This window comes from Devosia sp., assembly GCF_028290625.1.
Lineage (GTDB): Bacteria > Pseudomonadota > Alphaproteobacteria > Rhizobiales > Devosiaceae > Devosia.
Map to the genome: position 1 here is coordinate 287687 of NZ_JAQGJM010000008.1, position 14657 is coordinate 302343.

General features: G+C 64.3%; 12 protein-coding genes. All 12 read right to left on the bottom strand.

The genetic code is table 11. The annotated features are described in order from the left end of the window. Positions 1-167 precede the first annotated feature (167 nt). A complete protein-coding gene (locus tag JWR51_RS03510) occupies positions 168-611 on the bottom strand; it encodes a phage holin family protein (protein WP_299743718.1) in 444 nt (147 codons plus the stop codon). Between the two features lie 5 nt (positions 612-616). Beyond that, a complete protein-coding gene (locus JWR51_RS03515; RefSeq protein ID WP_299743720.1) occupies positions 617-991 on the bottom strand; it encodes a DNA gyrase subunit B in 375 nt (124 codons plus the stop codon). A 203-nt stretch (positions 992-1194) separates the two neighbouring features. Then, on the bottom strand, positions 1195-1353 hold the full coding sequence (locus tag JWR51_RS03520; protein ID WP_082092705.1) for a DUF3309 family protein: 159 nt from the start codon (positions 1351-1353) through the stop codon (positions 1195-1197). A gap of 46 nt (positions 1354-1399) precedes the next feature. After that, positions 1400-1567, bottom strand: coding sequence for a hypothetical protein (locus JWR51_RS03525; RefSeq protein WP_299743723.1), 168 nt, complete (start codon positions 1565-1567; stop codon positions 1400-1402). A 129-nt stretch (positions 1568-1696) separates the two neighbouring features. Further along, positions 1697-2575 carry a transglutaminase family protein gene (locus tag JWR51_RS03530; RefSeq protein ID WP_299743726.1) on the bottom strand — a complete coding sequence of 293 codons (879 nt, stop codon included), beginning with the start codon at positions 2573-2575 and terminating at the stop codon, positions 1697-1699. 167 nt (positions 2576-2742) lie between these two features. After that, a complete protein-coding gene (locus tag JWR51_RS03535) occupies positions 2743-5154 on the bottom strand; it encodes a circularly permuted type 2 ATP-grasp protein (RefSeq protein WP_299743728.1) in 2412 nt (803 codons plus the stop codon). Positions 5155-5164: 10 nt separating this feature from the next. Continuing rightward, positions 5165-8509, bottom strand: coding sequence for a transglutaminase family protein (locus JWR51_RS03540; RefSeq protein WP_299743730.1), 3345 nt, complete (start codon positions 8507-8509; stop codon positions 5165-5167). Positions 8510-8784: 275 nt separating this feature from the next. Then, positions 8785-10371 (bottom strand): FGGY-family carbohydrate kinase, encoded by a 1587-nt coding sequence (locus tag JWR51_RS03545; RefSeq protein ID WP_299743733.1) that lies wholly within the window; start codon positions 10369-10371, stop codon positions 8785-8787. Between the two features lie 2 nt (positions 10372-10373). Then, positions 10374-11057, bottom strand: a complete 684-nt coding sequence (locus JWR51_RS03550) for an HAD family hydrolase (RefSeq protein WP_299743736.1) — start codon at positions 11055-11057, stop codon at positions 10374-10376. A 151-nt stretch (positions 11058-11208) separates the two neighbouring features. Beyond that, a complete protein-coding gene (locus JWR51_RS03555) occupies positions 11209-12687 on the bottom strand; it encodes a mannitol dehydrogenase family protein (protein WP_299743738.1) in 1479 nt (492 codons plus the stop codon). A gap of 117 nt (positions 12688-12804) precedes the next feature. Then, a complete protein-coding gene (locus tag JWR51_RS03560) occupies positions 12805-13809 on the bottom strand; it encodes an ABC transporter ATP-binding protein (protein ID WP_299743739.1) in 1005 nt (334 codons plus the stop codon). Positions 13810-13821: 12 nt separating this feature from the next. Continuing rightward, positions 13822-14652 carry a carbohydrate ABC transporter permease gene (locus tag JWR51_RS03565; RefSeq protein WP_299743741.1) on the bottom strand — a complete coding sequence of 277 codons (831 nt, stop codon included), beginning with the start codon at positions 14650-14652 and terminating at the stop codon, positions 13822-13824. Positions 14653-14657: the final 5 nt, after the last annotated feature.

Consider the following 14657-nt stretch of genomic DNA (forward strand, 5'->3'; position numbering starts at 1 on the left):
ACGGTGGGTGCGGAGAGACCGCGCTTCTCACCCTGACTATTCTGCTGAACGCAGAATAGCCTGTCCCTCTCTCACAAGGGGCGAGGGATAGCATCGAGTTTGGGTTATGCCGCAGTGCCCCCTTCTCCCCTGGTGGGAGAAGGTGCCCGAAGGGCGGATGAGGGGGCCTACTCGTCCGTCTTGTCATCCCGCGACTTGCCAATGAACATCGCCGCGGCCACGACGGCGGCCAGTGGCAATCCCACATTGCGGATCAGCGGCGATTTCAGCAGGACCGGCAGGGCGGTCAGCGCAGCGGTGGTGACGAAGGCGCTGGTGTCGGTGGAGCGGCGCTTTTCGGCGAGGCGGCGCTTGCGGGAATTTTCCGAGATCTGCATGCCGATGACGATCCCCACGGTGATGACGAAGAACACACCGGCAAAGATCAGCGCCGCATAGATCGGACCAAGCTGGGCCGCGAGCGCCAGGAACCCGGCGACCAGTAGGAACACCAGCGTCAACAGCCCGAACAGGGCGATCACCGCATTGGCGATCGCCAAGGCTTTCAGACGATCGGTGATCTCCTCGACTTCAAAGCCGAGGAGGGCAGCGATGGGAATCAGCAAATGCATGGCGATCAGCGGCGCGACAGCAAAGCGAGCACAAAGCCAATGCCGATGGCGCTGGCAACGGCGGTCAGGGGCTTTTCGCGGATTGTGTCCTTGAGCTGCTGCTCCAGCGCGCCAGCCTGGTCCTGTACGTCCTCGATGACGTTCTGGCCCTGGCGCTGCAAATGGCGCGCTTCGCTGGTGGCCACATCACGCACTTCGGAAACCTTGCTATTGGTCAGCTTGGCGAGCGTGGAGGCGATCCCCTTGAGGTCAGCCTGCAACTGGGAAATCTGCTCCTCGAGCTGGGCTTCCTTGGCGGCGCTGCTGGCGCGGTTGGCCCGGCGGCGAGCGGAGGCAGCGGCAGGCGTGCGGTTGGGGGCGAGATCGGGTGTTGTGGACATTACGACGCTCCATGAGTTGGGAGTTTAACGCTGCGCGCAGCGCGGAGTTCCTTGGGCCGGCAAAAAGAGACGCCCCGATACGCTGGGGGAGCGCATCGAGGCGTCATGGGGCGGGCGGAAGGTGGGGCGACCTTGGCCCGCAGGGCACAATCTACCTTGAGGTAGAAGCCGGCCGAAGCCGGGTGCCCGTTTCTGGATCTGCGTCAGATGCGTCCCATCAGCACAAGGATGAGGATGACCACGAGGACGACGCCGAGAATACCGGAAGGGAAGTAGCCGAAGCCGCGCGAATAGCCCCAATTGGGCAGAGCGCCGATCAACAGCAGGATCAGGATGATGATGAGAATGGTGCCTAAAGTCATTGGAACTCTCCTTTACGGTTGACGCTAAGGTTCCGGACGCGAACGCTTACAGAATAAGCAACATGAGGGCGGCGGCGGCGGCGAGAATGAACAGCGCGGGCGCCAGAGCCTTGAACACGTCGGCGTAATGGGTCTGCCCATCATAGCCTTCGGTGGACCAAACCATCGAGCTGCGGCCGGCGTCTTCGATTGCCTTGATTTCCATGTGGGTCATGTCGGCCTCCGCAACTCATCACCAGCCAAGTATTGGGTGGAGATTGTTTGAACTTTGGAGCGCGTTTGTTGCGCTTGCCCAATGAACGGGCAACGCGCGATTTTGGTTCCATTACAGAAGCGTAAGGGGTTATTCGACCCGGATAACGTCGACCGATTGGGTAGTTTCGTGGCCGCCATGGGTGCGCAATACGCCGACGATGGGCGAGATATCACCATAGTCGCGGCCATGGCCGATGGAGATATGATCGGGGCCGGCGATCATCGCATTAGTGGGGTCGAACTCGATCCAGCCGGCATGCTGGCCGCACCAGACGCGGGCCCAGGCATGCATGGCATCGGCGCCTTCGAGGCGGGCCTTGCCGGCGGGCGGGATGGTGCGCAAGAAGCCCGACACATAGCCGGCGGGAATGCCGACGCCGCGCAGGCCGGCGATCATGATATGGGCGAAATCCTGGCACACGCCCTTGCGCAGGGCAAAGGCCTCGGCGGGCTTGGTGGCGACGTCGGTGGCTTTGGGGTCGTAGGCGAAATCGCGATGGATGGCCATGCAGAGCGCCAGCGCGGCCGACTGCACGGAAGAGGCGGTATCGACCACTTCGCTTGCATACTCGGTGATGGCCGGCACCAGCTGCACGCGGGGTGAGCTGGCCAGGAAATGATGCGGGCTATCGGGCGCCACCGACCAGAAGCGGGCGATTTCCGCGGCAAGGCTGGGCAGCGTGGGTGACAGGTCTGCGGGCGGATGAATGTCCTCGACCTGGACGCGGGCGGAGAGCCGCACGTCGAGCGTGTCGTGCGGCGCGTCATAGGCGATGGTGGTGACCGAATTGCCGAAGAAATCGGTGAAATGGCTTTCGCGATGCGGTCGCGGTTCGAACGACAGGCTGGAGGCGACGACGCGCTGCACGCCGGGCACGCTGATCGGCGCGACGCGGATCAGGTGACGGCCGCCATGGACGGTAGCGTCGTAGTCGTAATGGAGATCGAGTTTCACATCGTAGAGCATGAGTTAGTTTTCCGCTCCAGGGGCCCAAAACCCACCGTGGCCTTCCCGCGGGCTTGACCCGCGGGCCTCAGCGGAAGCCGCGATCATGGTGGGTGCGATGAGCGGCCCGCGGGTCAAGCCCGCGGGAAGGGCGGTGTGCAGGAAAGATCGTTCCATCGCCCGCCCCATCATACGAAATACGCGGCGGCAACGAGGCTGGACAGCATGCCGATATCGGCCGCCAGCCTTTCGAGGCGTTCGGGGGTCATGTCGGCGGGTTCGGCGATGACGAGGTCGGTGTGCAATTGCAACGCGGCCTTGGCGGCCGGGGAGAGCTGGCCGTCATCGACGCCCCCGGGCAGGATTTCGATCTGGGCGCGCAGTTCGGTGAGCTGGAACAGCACCGAGCGCGGATTGAGCGGGTCGAGGACCAGCAGGTCGATGGCGCTCTGTGTGCCGGCGCTCACCGAATAGCGGCGGCGGTGGGACATGACGCTGTCGCCGATTTCGAGCAGCATTTCGAGCGAGCCGTCCGGCGCTTCCTTGTCGGTCAGCCAGGCGGCGATGCGGGCGATCTGGATGGCGCGCTCGAGCCGGCGGCCGAGTTCGAGGAAGCGCCAGCCGGCAAAGCGGTACATGTTTTCGTGCACGAGACCCGAAAATCCGGCCAGCTTGCGCAGGATCACCGTCATGGCGCGGGTGGCGTCGTCGCCGGGCTGCACGCGGGCGGCGAAGCGCTGGGCGCTCTTTTGCAGATCGGCGAGGGCGAGCCAGCCATCGGGCGAGAAGCGGTCGCGGATCTGGCTGGCGCTGTGCACGGCGCTGTCGATGGAGGACAACAGGCCTTGGGGCAGCGCATCGGTGGCGTCGACGTCGATGGTTTCGAGGAATTTTCGCGCGTGCGTCAGGATGGGCAGGTCGGGCTTGGAGAGTTCGGCCAGGCGCGCATTGTAGGCGCGGAGGATGCGCACCGTGGCTTCGCAGCGTTCGGCGTAGCGTCCGAGCCAGATCAGGTTGTCGGCGGCGCGGCTCGGCAGGCTACCGGGCGAGTTGCGGACCAGCTTCTGCCCATCCTGCGGCAGCAGCGAAAAGCGGTCGACCGGCTTACTCGACAGCACCCAGACGTCGGCGGCCTGGCCCCCGCGCTGCATGGCGATGGCGGTGGTATCGAGCGAGGAGCCGACGCGGGCGAAGCCGCCGGGCATGATCGTCCAACCCTTGTCGGTGCGGGCGGCGTAGACGCGCAGGGTGATCGGGCGCGGTTGCAGCTTGCCCTCGACATAGACGGGGGCGGTGGAGAGCTGCACCTGTTCCTGGCCGACATAGTCGGCACCGTTGGCGCGGATGCGCGCGATCAGGTCGGCCTTTTGCTCCGGCGTCATCGATGAGCCCAACGCGGTGCCGCGCGGATCGTCGAAGGGCAAAGTGGTGGCGAAGGCGGGGCCGATCATCAGCTTGTCGAAATTGTCGATGACGTAATCGCGCTCGGCCGGCTGGCCGCACCACCAAGTGGCGATTTCGGGCAGTTCGAGCGGCTTGCTGGCGATGGCCTTGGAGAGGCGCGGCAGGAAAGCGGCCAGCGCGCGGGTTTCGAGAATGCCGGTGCCCAGCGCGTTGATCATCGAGATCGAGCCCTGGCGCAGAGCCTCGACCATGCCGGGAGTACCGATGCGGCTGTCGTAGCGCAACTCGAGCGGGTCGGTGAACGACGCATCGACGCGGCGCCACAGCACGCTGACGGGCTTGAGGCCGGCCACGGTGCGCACCATCACCTTGCCGTCCTCGACGGTGATGTCCTCGCCTTCGAGCAGCATCAGGCCGAGATAGCGGGCGATATAGGCGTGCTCGAAATAGGTTTCGTTGAGCTGGCCGGGGGTGAGGATGCCGACGCGGCCGCCATCGCGGCGGCCCTGCTCGAACAGTGTATCGCGGAAGCCGCGGAAGAAGCCGGCGAGACGATGCACGTTCATGTCGGCGTAGATTTCGCTGAGCGCGCGCGTCGTGGCGACGCGGTTTTCGATGGCGAAACCGGCGCCGGACGGAGCCTGGGTACGGTCGCCCAAGACCCACCAATTGCCATCGGGACCGCGGCCGAGTTCAAAAGCGCAGAAGTGCAGGAAATGGCCGGAGGCGGGTTTGACACCAACGAGCGGCCGCAGGAATTCGCCATTGCGCGCCACGAGGTCGGGGGGCAGCAGGCCGCGCTGCACCAGCGTATTGTCGGTGTAGATATCGGCGACGATCTGTTCGAGCAGTTCGGCGCGCTCGATCAGGCCGTGGCTGATGCGCGTCCAGTCGGCTTCATCGATCAGCAGCGGAATATGGGCCAGCGGCCAGGAGCGTTCCTTGCCGGCAGCGCCGTCGTACTTGCGGTAGAACACGCCGGCATCACGCAGATATTGATCGGCACGCTCAAAGCGGGCGGCCAGTTCGGTGGGGCCGAGATCGTCGAAGGCCGACATCAAAGCCGACCAACCCGGACGGATATTGCCCGCCGGGTCGATCATTTCGTCAGGCACGCCCGGTTGCAGCCGGTAATCAGCGATGATGCTGGGACCGGCTGGGGGCTTGCCGCGAGGCTTTTGCTGTCGTGTTTCCATCGCAGTCAAATCATCTGGGCGGACGGCGCAGGTCAAGCGTCAGCGGGAATTCATCCGCAGGCTTTTCATCGCGCAGGATGAACCCGCCGCCAGTGTAGTTCTGCGGCACGAACCGCGCCAGGCGGCGGGCCTCAGCCTCGTTGCCATTGACCGGGAAGGTGTCGTAGCTGCGCCCGCCCGGATGGGCGACGTGATAAACGCAGCCGCCGACCGGGCGCTGGCTCCATTTGTCGTAGATATCAAAGACCAGCGGCGTGTTGACCGGCAGTTCCGGGTGCATGCCAGAGGCCGGTTGCCAGGCCTTGTAGCGGACGCCGGCAATGGCGGTTCCTGCTGTGTCGGTGGTGCGCAGCGGGACCGGGCGCTGGTTGCAGGTTACCGCGTAGCGCTCGGGGTTGATACCTTCGAGCTTGACCTGGAGGCGTTCGACCGAAGAGTCCACGAACCGTACGGTGCCGCCTATGGCGCCCTGTTCGCCCATGACATGCCAAGGTTCGAGCGCCTGGCGCAGTTCGAGGCGAACGCCCTCATATTCGACCTCGCCGCAGAACGGGAAGCGGAATTCGAGCTGCGCGGCGAACCAGGCGGGATCGAGCTTGAAGCCGTGGCTATCGAGATCGGCCAGGATATCGAGAAAGTCGGCCCAGACGTAATGTGGCAGCATGAAGCGGTCATGCAAGGTTGTGCCCCAGCGCACGAAATTGCCATCGAGCGGATCGGTCCAGTACCGGGCGATGAGGGCGCGAACCAGCACCTGCTGCGCCAGGGCCATGCGGGCATTGGGCGGCATTTCGAAGCCGCGGAATTCGACAAGGCCAAGCCGGCCGGTGGGGCCATCGGGGGAGTAGAGCTTGTCGATGCAGATTTCGGAGCGATGGGTGTTGCCGGTGACGTCGGCGAGCAGGTTGCGGAACAGCCGGTCCACCAGCCATGGGCGTGGTGCCGGCTGGCCGGACGCGGGATGCGGCACCTGGGCAATGGCGATTTCGAGTTCGTAGAGGCTGTCGTGGCGCGCCTCGTCGAAGCGCGGCGCCTGGCTGGTGGGGCCGATGAACAGGCCCGAGAACATATAGCTCATCGCCGGATGGCGCTGCCAATGCAGGACCAGGGATTTGAGCATGTCCGGGCGGCGCAGGAATGGCGAGTCGTTCGGCGTGGCGCCGCCGACCACGACATGATTGCCGCCGCCAGTGCCGGTATGGCGCCCGTCGATCATGAACTTGTCGGCGCCGAGGCGGGATTGGCGAGCTTCCTCATAGATCGCCGTGGTGGTGGCGACGCAGTCATCCCAGTTCGAGGCCGGGTGGATATTGACCTCGATGACGCCTGGATCGGGCGCGACGCGGATGACGTTGAGGCGCGGATCGTGCGGCGGGGCATAGCCCTCAAGATGCACCGGATAGCCGACGGCTTTCGCTGCGGCCTCGGTGGCGGCGACGAGTTCGAGATAGTCCTCGAGCTTTTCCACCGGCGGCAGGAAGACGCAGATGCGGTGGTCACGCACTTCGGCGGTAACGGCGGTGCGCACCTGGCCCTCGATCTCGCTGATCTCCTGCTCGGTGCGATCCTGCTGCTCGGAGGCGGCGGTGAACGAGGAGGTGGTCTGCGTGCGCGGATCGACGGCCGGACCGCCGGTATTGCGGCGCAGGATTTCGTCGGGCTCAGGCAGTGAACCGCGCGCTTCGCCGGGGTCCTGCTGGACCACATGCGGGTAGTCTGTCGCCTTAAGGTGCTTGAGTGAGGACAGTGGCAGGCGATAGCCGGCAGGGCTATCACCCGGTGCGAGGAACAGCTTGCCGCGGCGGGTCTTCCACTTTTCGGTCAGCCATGGGCTCGACGCCTGGGCGTTCCAGCGCTGCACCGGCAACACATAGCCGGTTGGATTGGTCAGACCGCGCTCGAACACTTTGGCGATGCGCGAGCGCGCTTCAGGATCGGCGAGTTCGGAATTGGCGGGATCGACATTGGCGGGAAGATTGGCCTCCTTGAGCAACCACTCGCCCGGGTCCTCATAGGCCTCGTCGATGGTCTCGCCGGTGAGGCCCAGATTGTGCGCGAAGGCATCGAGGAACTTCTTGGCGTCCTCGTGCGTCGCTGCGGTCTTGACGCCTTCGCGGGCGACGAGGGCCTCGTCCTTCCACACAGGTTTGCCATCGACGCGCCAATAGAGCGAGAAGGTCCAGCGCGGCAGGGTCTCGCCCGGATACCACTTGCCCTGGCCGTAATGCAGCAGGCCGGTGGGGGCAAAACGGGTGCGCAGGCGCCGGATCAGGTCATCGGCAAGCGCCCGCTTGGTGGGGCCGACAGCGCCGGTATTCCACTCGTCGGCTTCAAAATCATCGATGGAGACGAAGGTGGGCTCGCCACCCATGGTTAGGCGGACGTCGTTTTCGGCCAGCACTTTATCGACCTGATGGCCGAGTGCGTTGAGCTCATCCCAAGCGGCGTCGGAGAAGGGTTTGGTGATGCGCGGATGCTCGGCGACGCGGGTCACCGTCATGTCGAAGGCGAAATCGACTTCGGCGTAACTGGCGAAGCCCGAGATAGGCGCGGCATTCTTATAATGCGGCGTGGCGGCGAGCGGGACGTGGCTTTCGCCTGTAAGAAGGCCCGAGGTGGGGTCGAGGCCGACCCAGCCGGCGCCGGGAAGATAGACTTCGCACCAGGCGTGCAGGTCGGTGAAATCATGGTCGGTGCCGGCCGGCCCATCGAGCGAGACCAAATCGGGCTTGAGCTGGATCAGGTAGCCGGAGACGAAGCGGGCGGCGAGGCCGAGATTGCGCAGGGTCTGCACCAGCAGCCAGCTCGAATCGCGGCAGGAGCCGCGGGCGTTGCCGAGGGTTTCCTCGGGCGTCCACACGCCGGTTTCCATGCGCACGATATAGGCGATGTGCTGCTGGATCGAGGCATTGACGGCGGTGACGAAGTTCACCGTGTTCATCGGCGTCTTGTCGATGCCGTCGAGGAATTGCTGTAGCAGCGGCCCAACCGGTTCGGGCTGCATATAGATGGAGAGATCAGCCCGGATATCCTCGGGATACTGGAACGGCCAGATTTCGGCGCTCTCTTCCACGAAGAAATCGAACGGATTGTAGACCGTCATGTCGGCGACGAGATCGACTTCGATCTTGAGCTCGGTAACCGGCTCGGGAAAGACGAAGCGCGTCAGGAAATTGCCGTAGGGGTCCTGCTGCACATTGACGAAATGATTGCTGGGCGAGACCCGGAGGGAATAGCTCAGAACCTTGGTCTTGCTGTGCGGGGCGGGCTGGAGCCGGATGATCTGGGGCTGCAGGACAACCGGGCGATCATATTTATAGTGCGTCAGATGATAGACGGCGGCTTTGATCGACATGCGTTCGCGTCGCTCGCTTCAAGTGCCACGAAATTTGACTTCCCAAGGAGGAGCTTAGCGGGCTTTGGCGAGGAGGGATAGGCAGGATGGAGGCGTGGGTGGGTTGCGATTTGGAGGAGGATTTGAGTTGTGAGGCTCCCAATGTTCCCCCACCCACCGTTCTTCCCGCGGGCCTGACCCGCGGGCCTTTCGCTCCTTGCGCCGGGTTGAGAGCGGCCCGCGGGTCAAGCCCGCGGGAAGGGCAGAGGGGGTTAGGTGCTGGCAGGGAGTGGTGTTCAGCTCATCGCGTCAATAATCTGCCTTTGCCGCAGCATCTCTAGGAAAATGGCGTAGTCCTTATCGAAGCGGGGGCGTGCCGAGGCGTCGGGTTTTCGCTCAGTGCCGCCCTGGTGCATGGCCATGCAGGCCTGGTCGAGGCTGGGATAAAGCCCGGCCGCCGTGGCGGCAACCATAGCCATGCCGAGGAGCGTCGCATCTTGCGCGGCGGGTTCGACCACGGTGCAGCCGGTGGCGTCGGCGTAGAGTTCCATCAGCAGCGGGTTCTTGGTGTGGCCGCCGGTGACGTGCAGCGTGTCGATGGCGTAGCCGCGCGTGTTGAGGGTTTCGAGGATGTGGCGGACGCCCAGCGCGATAGCGACCGCGGTGCGCCAGTAGAGACGGCAGAGCTGGTCGAAATCGCTGTCCAGCGTCAGACCGGAGATAACGCCCAGCGCATGCGGATCGCCCAAGGGCGAGCGGTTGCCGTGGAAATCGGGCAGGACGTGAAGGCGCAGGGCGAAGTTTTGGCCCTCGATCGCGCGCAGTTCCATGATGCGCTGGGCGATGCGGCGATGCATGGCGGGAACGGGCTCGCCACCGGCACCATGCCATTTGATGATGTGATCCAGCAGCGCGCCGGTGGCGGATTGACCGCCCTCGTTGAGCCAGACGCCGGGCAGGACGGCGCCAAAATAGGGACCCCAGACGCCGGGGGTTGGACGGTCTTCAGCCGAGAGCGCCATGACGCAACTGGAGGTGCCGGCGATCAGGGCGAGGTGACGGTCGATGGTCTCGACATCGCCCGCAAAGGTGCCGAGCACACCGAGCGCGCCGGCATGGGCATCGATCAGGCCGGCGCCGACGTGGCAGGCCGGGGTGAGGCCGAGTTCAGCGGCGGCGTTAGCGGTCAGCGGGCCGAGATCGGCGCCGACTTCACTAGCGGCTTCGGGCAAGGCGGCATGATCGAACAGGTCGTCGAGGCCCACCGTGGCGAGGAAATCGCGGCGCCAGGGGGCGGCGACATGGCCCAGATAGGTCCATTTGCACACCAGCGTCGATTGGCTGCGGGCGAGCGAGCCCGTGGCTTTCCAGGACAAGAAATCGGCGAGATCGAAGATTTGCCCAGCGCTGGCCCAGGTGTCGGGCATATGGCGCTTGAGCCACATCAGCTTGGGCACTTCCATTTCCGGCGACATGACGCCGCCGGCATATTTCAACACTTCATGGCCGGTGGCAGTGCATTCCTCGGCTTCGGCGAGAGCGCGGTGATCGAGCCAGACAATGGTGTCCCAACGAGCAAGGCCATTGGTGGAAACGGTCAGCGGCGCGCCTTGGGCATCGCGGACGACGAGGGAGCAGGTGGCGTCGAAGCTGAGGCCGACGACATTGACGGGATCGGTCTTGGCCAGCGCCATCGCTTCGCGCACTGCGGCGCAGACGGCCGACCAGATATCCTCGCTGTCGTGCTCGGCGTGATTGGCGTCGGTGCGGTTCATGGCGATGGGCATTTCGGCGCGGCCGAGCAGCGCGCCTTGCGGCGTCAACACTCCGGCCCGGGCACTCCCCGTGCCCACATCGACTGCCACCAGGAGGCTTTGCTTCAACGCTATCGCGCCTTCTTCTCGGTTCGGAGCGAGCTTAGCTGATCGGGCAGGGCGTGCATATCGTCGAAAATCGCGTCGGGGTGGAGCGCGGCGATGGCGGCGCGCAGACCAGCCGGCGCGACGTGGCTGCCGCCCGTATAGCCGAACACCGCCATGCCGGCATTGCGGGCGGCAATGATCCCCGCCGGACTGTCCTCTATGACGAGGCAGTTGGCGGGAGCGACACCCATTTGCGCGGCGGCGTGGAGGAACAGGTCGGGCGCCGGCTTGCCGTTTTCCACCATGCTGGCTGAAAAAATATGGGGTTCGAACCAGTCTAGCAGGCCGGTCAATTCGAGGCTGAGGCGGATGCGTTCGAGTTCCGACGAGGAGGCGACGCAGAACGGGATTTTGAGCCGGCCCAGCATTTCGGGCAGGCCGGGGCTGGGGCGCAGTTCCCGGCGGTAGAGCGCGTAAAGGTCGCCGCGCATGCTGGCGAGGGCGGCTGGGCCTAGGGGAGCGCCGTGGGAATCGAGCAGGCTGGTGGAGATGGAGGCGAGCGAGCGCCCAAGGAAATCGCGGTAGGCGGTTTCGGTCGTGACCTCAATGCCCTGCGCGGCAATCGCGGCGACGAGCACGCGCATGGCAAGGGGCTCGCTATCGACGAGCACGCCGTCGCAGTCGAAGATGACGAGGTCGATAGTCATGGGCTGTCTATAATTCCGCCCCGGCCACCGTTCCTTCCCGCGGACTTGATCCGCGGGTCTTTCAGGCGATCAGCGGTTGTGGTGAGTGGCCCCCGGATCAAGTCCGGGGGAAGGGTCGGTGGGTGGGGCAGCTTTGGCGCCCGGTTCATGATCAGAGGCTATTCGCCAGATACCGCTCCAGCGTGGCCTTGGTCCCGATTGACCACAGCGTCGTCAGCGCGTGGCTGAACGCGCCGACAAACGTCGTGTTGCGGGCGAGGTCGCCGTAGATGTCGGTCATGGCCAGCCAAGCCTTAGGCTCGTCCTTGGCCAGCTTAGCTTGGGCGGTCAGGCGGTCCCAGCTTGGGTCGTTGGGCTCGATCACGATTCCCGAGTCCGTCGTGCCATAGCAGTAACGGCACCAGAGGGCGGAGACCAAGGCCAGGCCGGTGACCGATTGCCCCGCCGCAACCCTGTCGGCGGCGGAGGGGATGATGAATTTGGGTTGGCGGTTGGAGCCGTCCAGCGCCAGCCGGCGGATAGTGTCGCCGATCTTGGGATTGCCGAAGCGGCGCTCGCATAGGGCAAAATAGTCATCAAGATTGGTATCGGGCACGGGCGGCACGATGGGGATGATCTCGTCGTTTTCGACCTTCTTGAGGAAGGCCGCGACCAGCGCGTTTTCCATAGCTTCATGGACGAAATGGATATCCATCAGCCCGGCCGGATAGGCGATGGTGGCGTGGCCGCCGTTGAGGATGCGGATTTTCATGTGCTCGTAGGGCGCGACGTCCGTGACGAACTGTACGCCGACCTTTTCCAGCGCCGGGCGGCCGGCAGGGAACTTGTCTTCCAGCACCCATTGGCGGAAGCTTTCGCAGAACACCGGCCAGTTATCCTCGATGCCAAAATTCTGCGCGAGGAGGTCGCGTTCGCGATCCGAGGTGGCGGGGGTGATGCGGTCGACCATGCCATTGGGGAAGGCGACGTTGTCCTTTACCCAGGATGCCAGCTCGGGATCGATCAGGCGGGCCAGCCCGATCACGGCGTTTTCGGTGACGTGGCCGTTGCCCGGAATATTGTCGCAACTCATCACCGTGAAGGGCTCGATGCCAGCTGTCCGGCGGTCGAGCAGGCCGGCGAGGATCAGGCCGAACGCGGTCTTGGGCGCATGGATGTGGGCGGCGTCGTAGGCGATGTCGGGGTGCTTGGGATCGAACTTCTGCGATGCCGGATCGATGTAATAGCCGCCCTCGGTGATGGTCAGCGAGACGATGCGAATGGCAGGGTCGATGAGCTTGGCGATTACCGCGGCGCTGTCGCCGGGCTTGAGATAATCGATCATGCCGCCGGTCACCCGCGCGGTGCTGGCATCGGCCTCCTGCTCGACCACGGTGGTGAGCAGGTCCTGCGCCAAAAGTTTCTGGCGCATGGCTTCGTCAGCCTCGCGCACGCCCGCGCCGACGAGGGCCCAGTCATGATCAGAGCCCGTGGCGAACAGGTCGTCCAGATAGACGGCCTGATGCGCGCGGTGAAAATTGCCGACGCCGAAATGGACGATGCCGGCGGTGAGGCTGCTCCGGTCGTATTGCGGGACTGAGGCCGTTTTGGCGACGGCGTCGAGCGTTGCGGCGGAGAGCTTGGTGGTCATATTCTTAGTCCTTGTCGTTCAATCCACGACGTCATTCCCGCGCAAGCGGGAACCTATTCTGTCTGCGCCGGCCCGAGAGTGGGTTCCCGCTTGCGCGGGAATGACGCGGTGGTTGCGCTACAGCGCTTTGCCGTCCGGCCCGAACTTGTAGATGCGGGTCGGCTCGGGCGTCAGGTAGACATCGTCGCCGTGCTTGTAGGTATCTTCGCCGCCGGTGCGCACGGTGAACAGGCCAAAACTGTCGACATTGACGTGGAGGAACGTATCGGAGCCGAGCAGTTCGGCAACCGCCACTGTGCCCTTCCAGGCGCCCGGTGTTGGGGTGCGGCTCAGGGTGAAGTGCTCCGGCCGCACGCCGATGGAGTGGGCCTGGTGCTTCGCGGCTTCGGCGCCGTCGACGAAGTTCATCTTGGGCGAGCCGATGAAGCCGGCGACGAAGCGGTTGGCGGGCTTGTTGTAGAGATCGAGCGGGCTGCCGAACTGTTCGACATTACCTGCATTAAGCACGACGATGCGGTCGGCCATGGTCATGGCTTCGACCTGGTCATGGGTCACGTAGATCATCGTGGTCTTGAGCTGCTGGTGCAGTTCGGTGATTTCCAGCCGCATGTTGACGCGCAGCGCCGCATCGAGGTTGGACAGAGGCTCGTCGAACAGGAAGGCTTTTGGCTCACGCACAATGGCGCGGCCGATGGCGACGCGCTGGCGCTGGCCGCCGGATAGGGCCCGCGGGCGGCGGTCGAGATAGGACGCCAGGTTCAGCGTGCGCGCGGCATATTCCACCTTGGCGTCGATCTGCTCCTTGGGCATCTTGGCCATCTTGAGCGGGAAGGCGATGTTGTCGCGCACTGTCATATGCGGATAGAGCGCGTATGACTGGAACACCATGGCGAGGCCCCGGCGGGCTGGGGGTGCCTTGGTCATATCCTGCCCGTCGAGCAGGATATGACCGCTGGTGGTGTCCTCGAGGCCGGCGATCAGGCGCAGCAGCGTGGACTTGCCGCAGCCCGAGGGGCCGACGAAGACGACGAATTCGCCGTCCTTGATGTCGAGGGTAATGTCCGGGATGACCTGGACGTCGCCGAAGGACTTGTTGACGTGGTCGAGTGCGATGGAGCCCATTTTGATCAGTCCTTACTTAACAGCGCCGAAGGTGAGGCCGCGGACGAGTTGCTTCTGGCTGAACCAGCCAAGGATGAGGATTGGCGCGATCGCCAGCAGCGACGCGGCGGAGAGCTTGGCGAGGAACAACCCCTGCGGGCTCGAGAACGATGAGATGAAGGCGGTCAGCGTTCCGGCGCGGCCCGAGGTCAGCGTGATGGTCCAGAACGCTTCGTTCCAGGCGAGGATCACGTTGAGCAGCAGGGTCGAGGCGATGCCGGGGACGGCCATGGGGACGAGGACGTGGGTGATTTCGTTCCACAGCTCGGCGCCATCCATGCGGGCGGCTTCGAGGATGTCGACCGGGATTTCCTTGAAGTAGGTGTAGAGCATCCAGATGATGATCGGCAGGTTGATCAGCGTCATGATGATGGTCAGGCCATGCACTGTGTCGAGCAGGTGCAGGTCGCGGAAGATCAGGTAGATGGGGATCAAGACGCCCACGGCCGGCATCATCTTGGTGGAAAGCATCCACATCAGGATGTCCTTGGTCTTCTTGGATGGCGCGAAGGCCATCGACCAGGCGGCGGGGATGCCGATGATCAGGCCGAGCAAGGTCGAGCCGACCGAGACCAGGATCGAATTGGTGACGTGCTTGATATAGTCGGAGCGATCCTGAACGGCACCGAAGTTTTCCAGCGTGAAGTGCTCCGGCAAGAATGTCGGTGGATTGGCGATGGCTTCCGCCTCGGTCTTGAAGGCGGTCAGGATGACCCAGAGGATCGGTGAGAACAGCAGCAGGGCGATGGCCCAGGCGCCGATGGTGAAGCCGACTTTGGCTTGCGTTGATACGTTGCGTGCCATGATGT

Bases quoted from the DNA above. Each gene is read 5' to 3' on its own strand.
- JWR51_RS03520 (WP_082092705.1), bottom strand. From the start codon at position 1,353: ATGACTTTAGGCACCATTCTCATCATCATCCTGATCCTGCTGTTGATC.
- JWR51_RS03560 (WP_299743739.1), bottom strand. From the start codon at position 13,809: ATGGGCTCCATCGCACTCGACCACGTCAACAAGTCCTTCGGCGACGTC.
- JWR51_RS03535 (WP_299743728.1), bottom strand. From the start codon at position 5,154: ATGGAAACACGACAGCAAAAGCCTCGCGGCAAGCCCCCAGCCGGTCCC.
- JWR51_RS03530 (WP_299743726.1), bottom strand. From the start codon at position 2,575: ATGCTCTACGATGTGAAACTCGATCTCCATTACGACTACGACGCTACC.
- JWR51_RS03550 (WP_299743736.1), bottom strand. From the start codon at position 11,057: ATGACTATCGACCTCGTCATCTTCGACTGCGACGGCGTGCTCGTCGAT.
- JWR51_RS03555 (WP_299743738.1), bottom strand. From the start codon at position 12,687: ATGACCACCAAGCTCTCCGCCGCAACGCTCGACGCCGTCGCCAAAACG.
- JWR51_RS03515 (WP_299743720.1), bottom strand. From the start codon at position 991: ATGTCCACAACACCCGATCTCGCCCCCAACCGCACGCCTGCCGCTGCC.
- JWR51_RS03540 (WP_299743730.1), bottom strand. From the start codon at position 8,509: ATGTCGATCAAAGCCGCCGTCTATCATCTGACGCACTATAAATATGAT.
- JWR51_RS03565 (WP_299743741.1), bottom strand. From the start codon at position 14,652: ATGGCACGCAACGTATCAACGCAAGCCAAAGTCGGCTTCACCATCGGC.
- JWR51_RS03525 (WP_299743723.1), bottom strand. From the start codon at position 1,567: ATGACCCACATGGAAATCAAGGCAATCGAAGACGCCGGCCGCAGCTCG.
- JWR51_RS03510 (WP_299743718.1), bottom strand. From the start codon at position 611: ATGCATTTGCTGATTCCCATCGCTGCCCTCCTCGGCTTTGAAGTCGAG.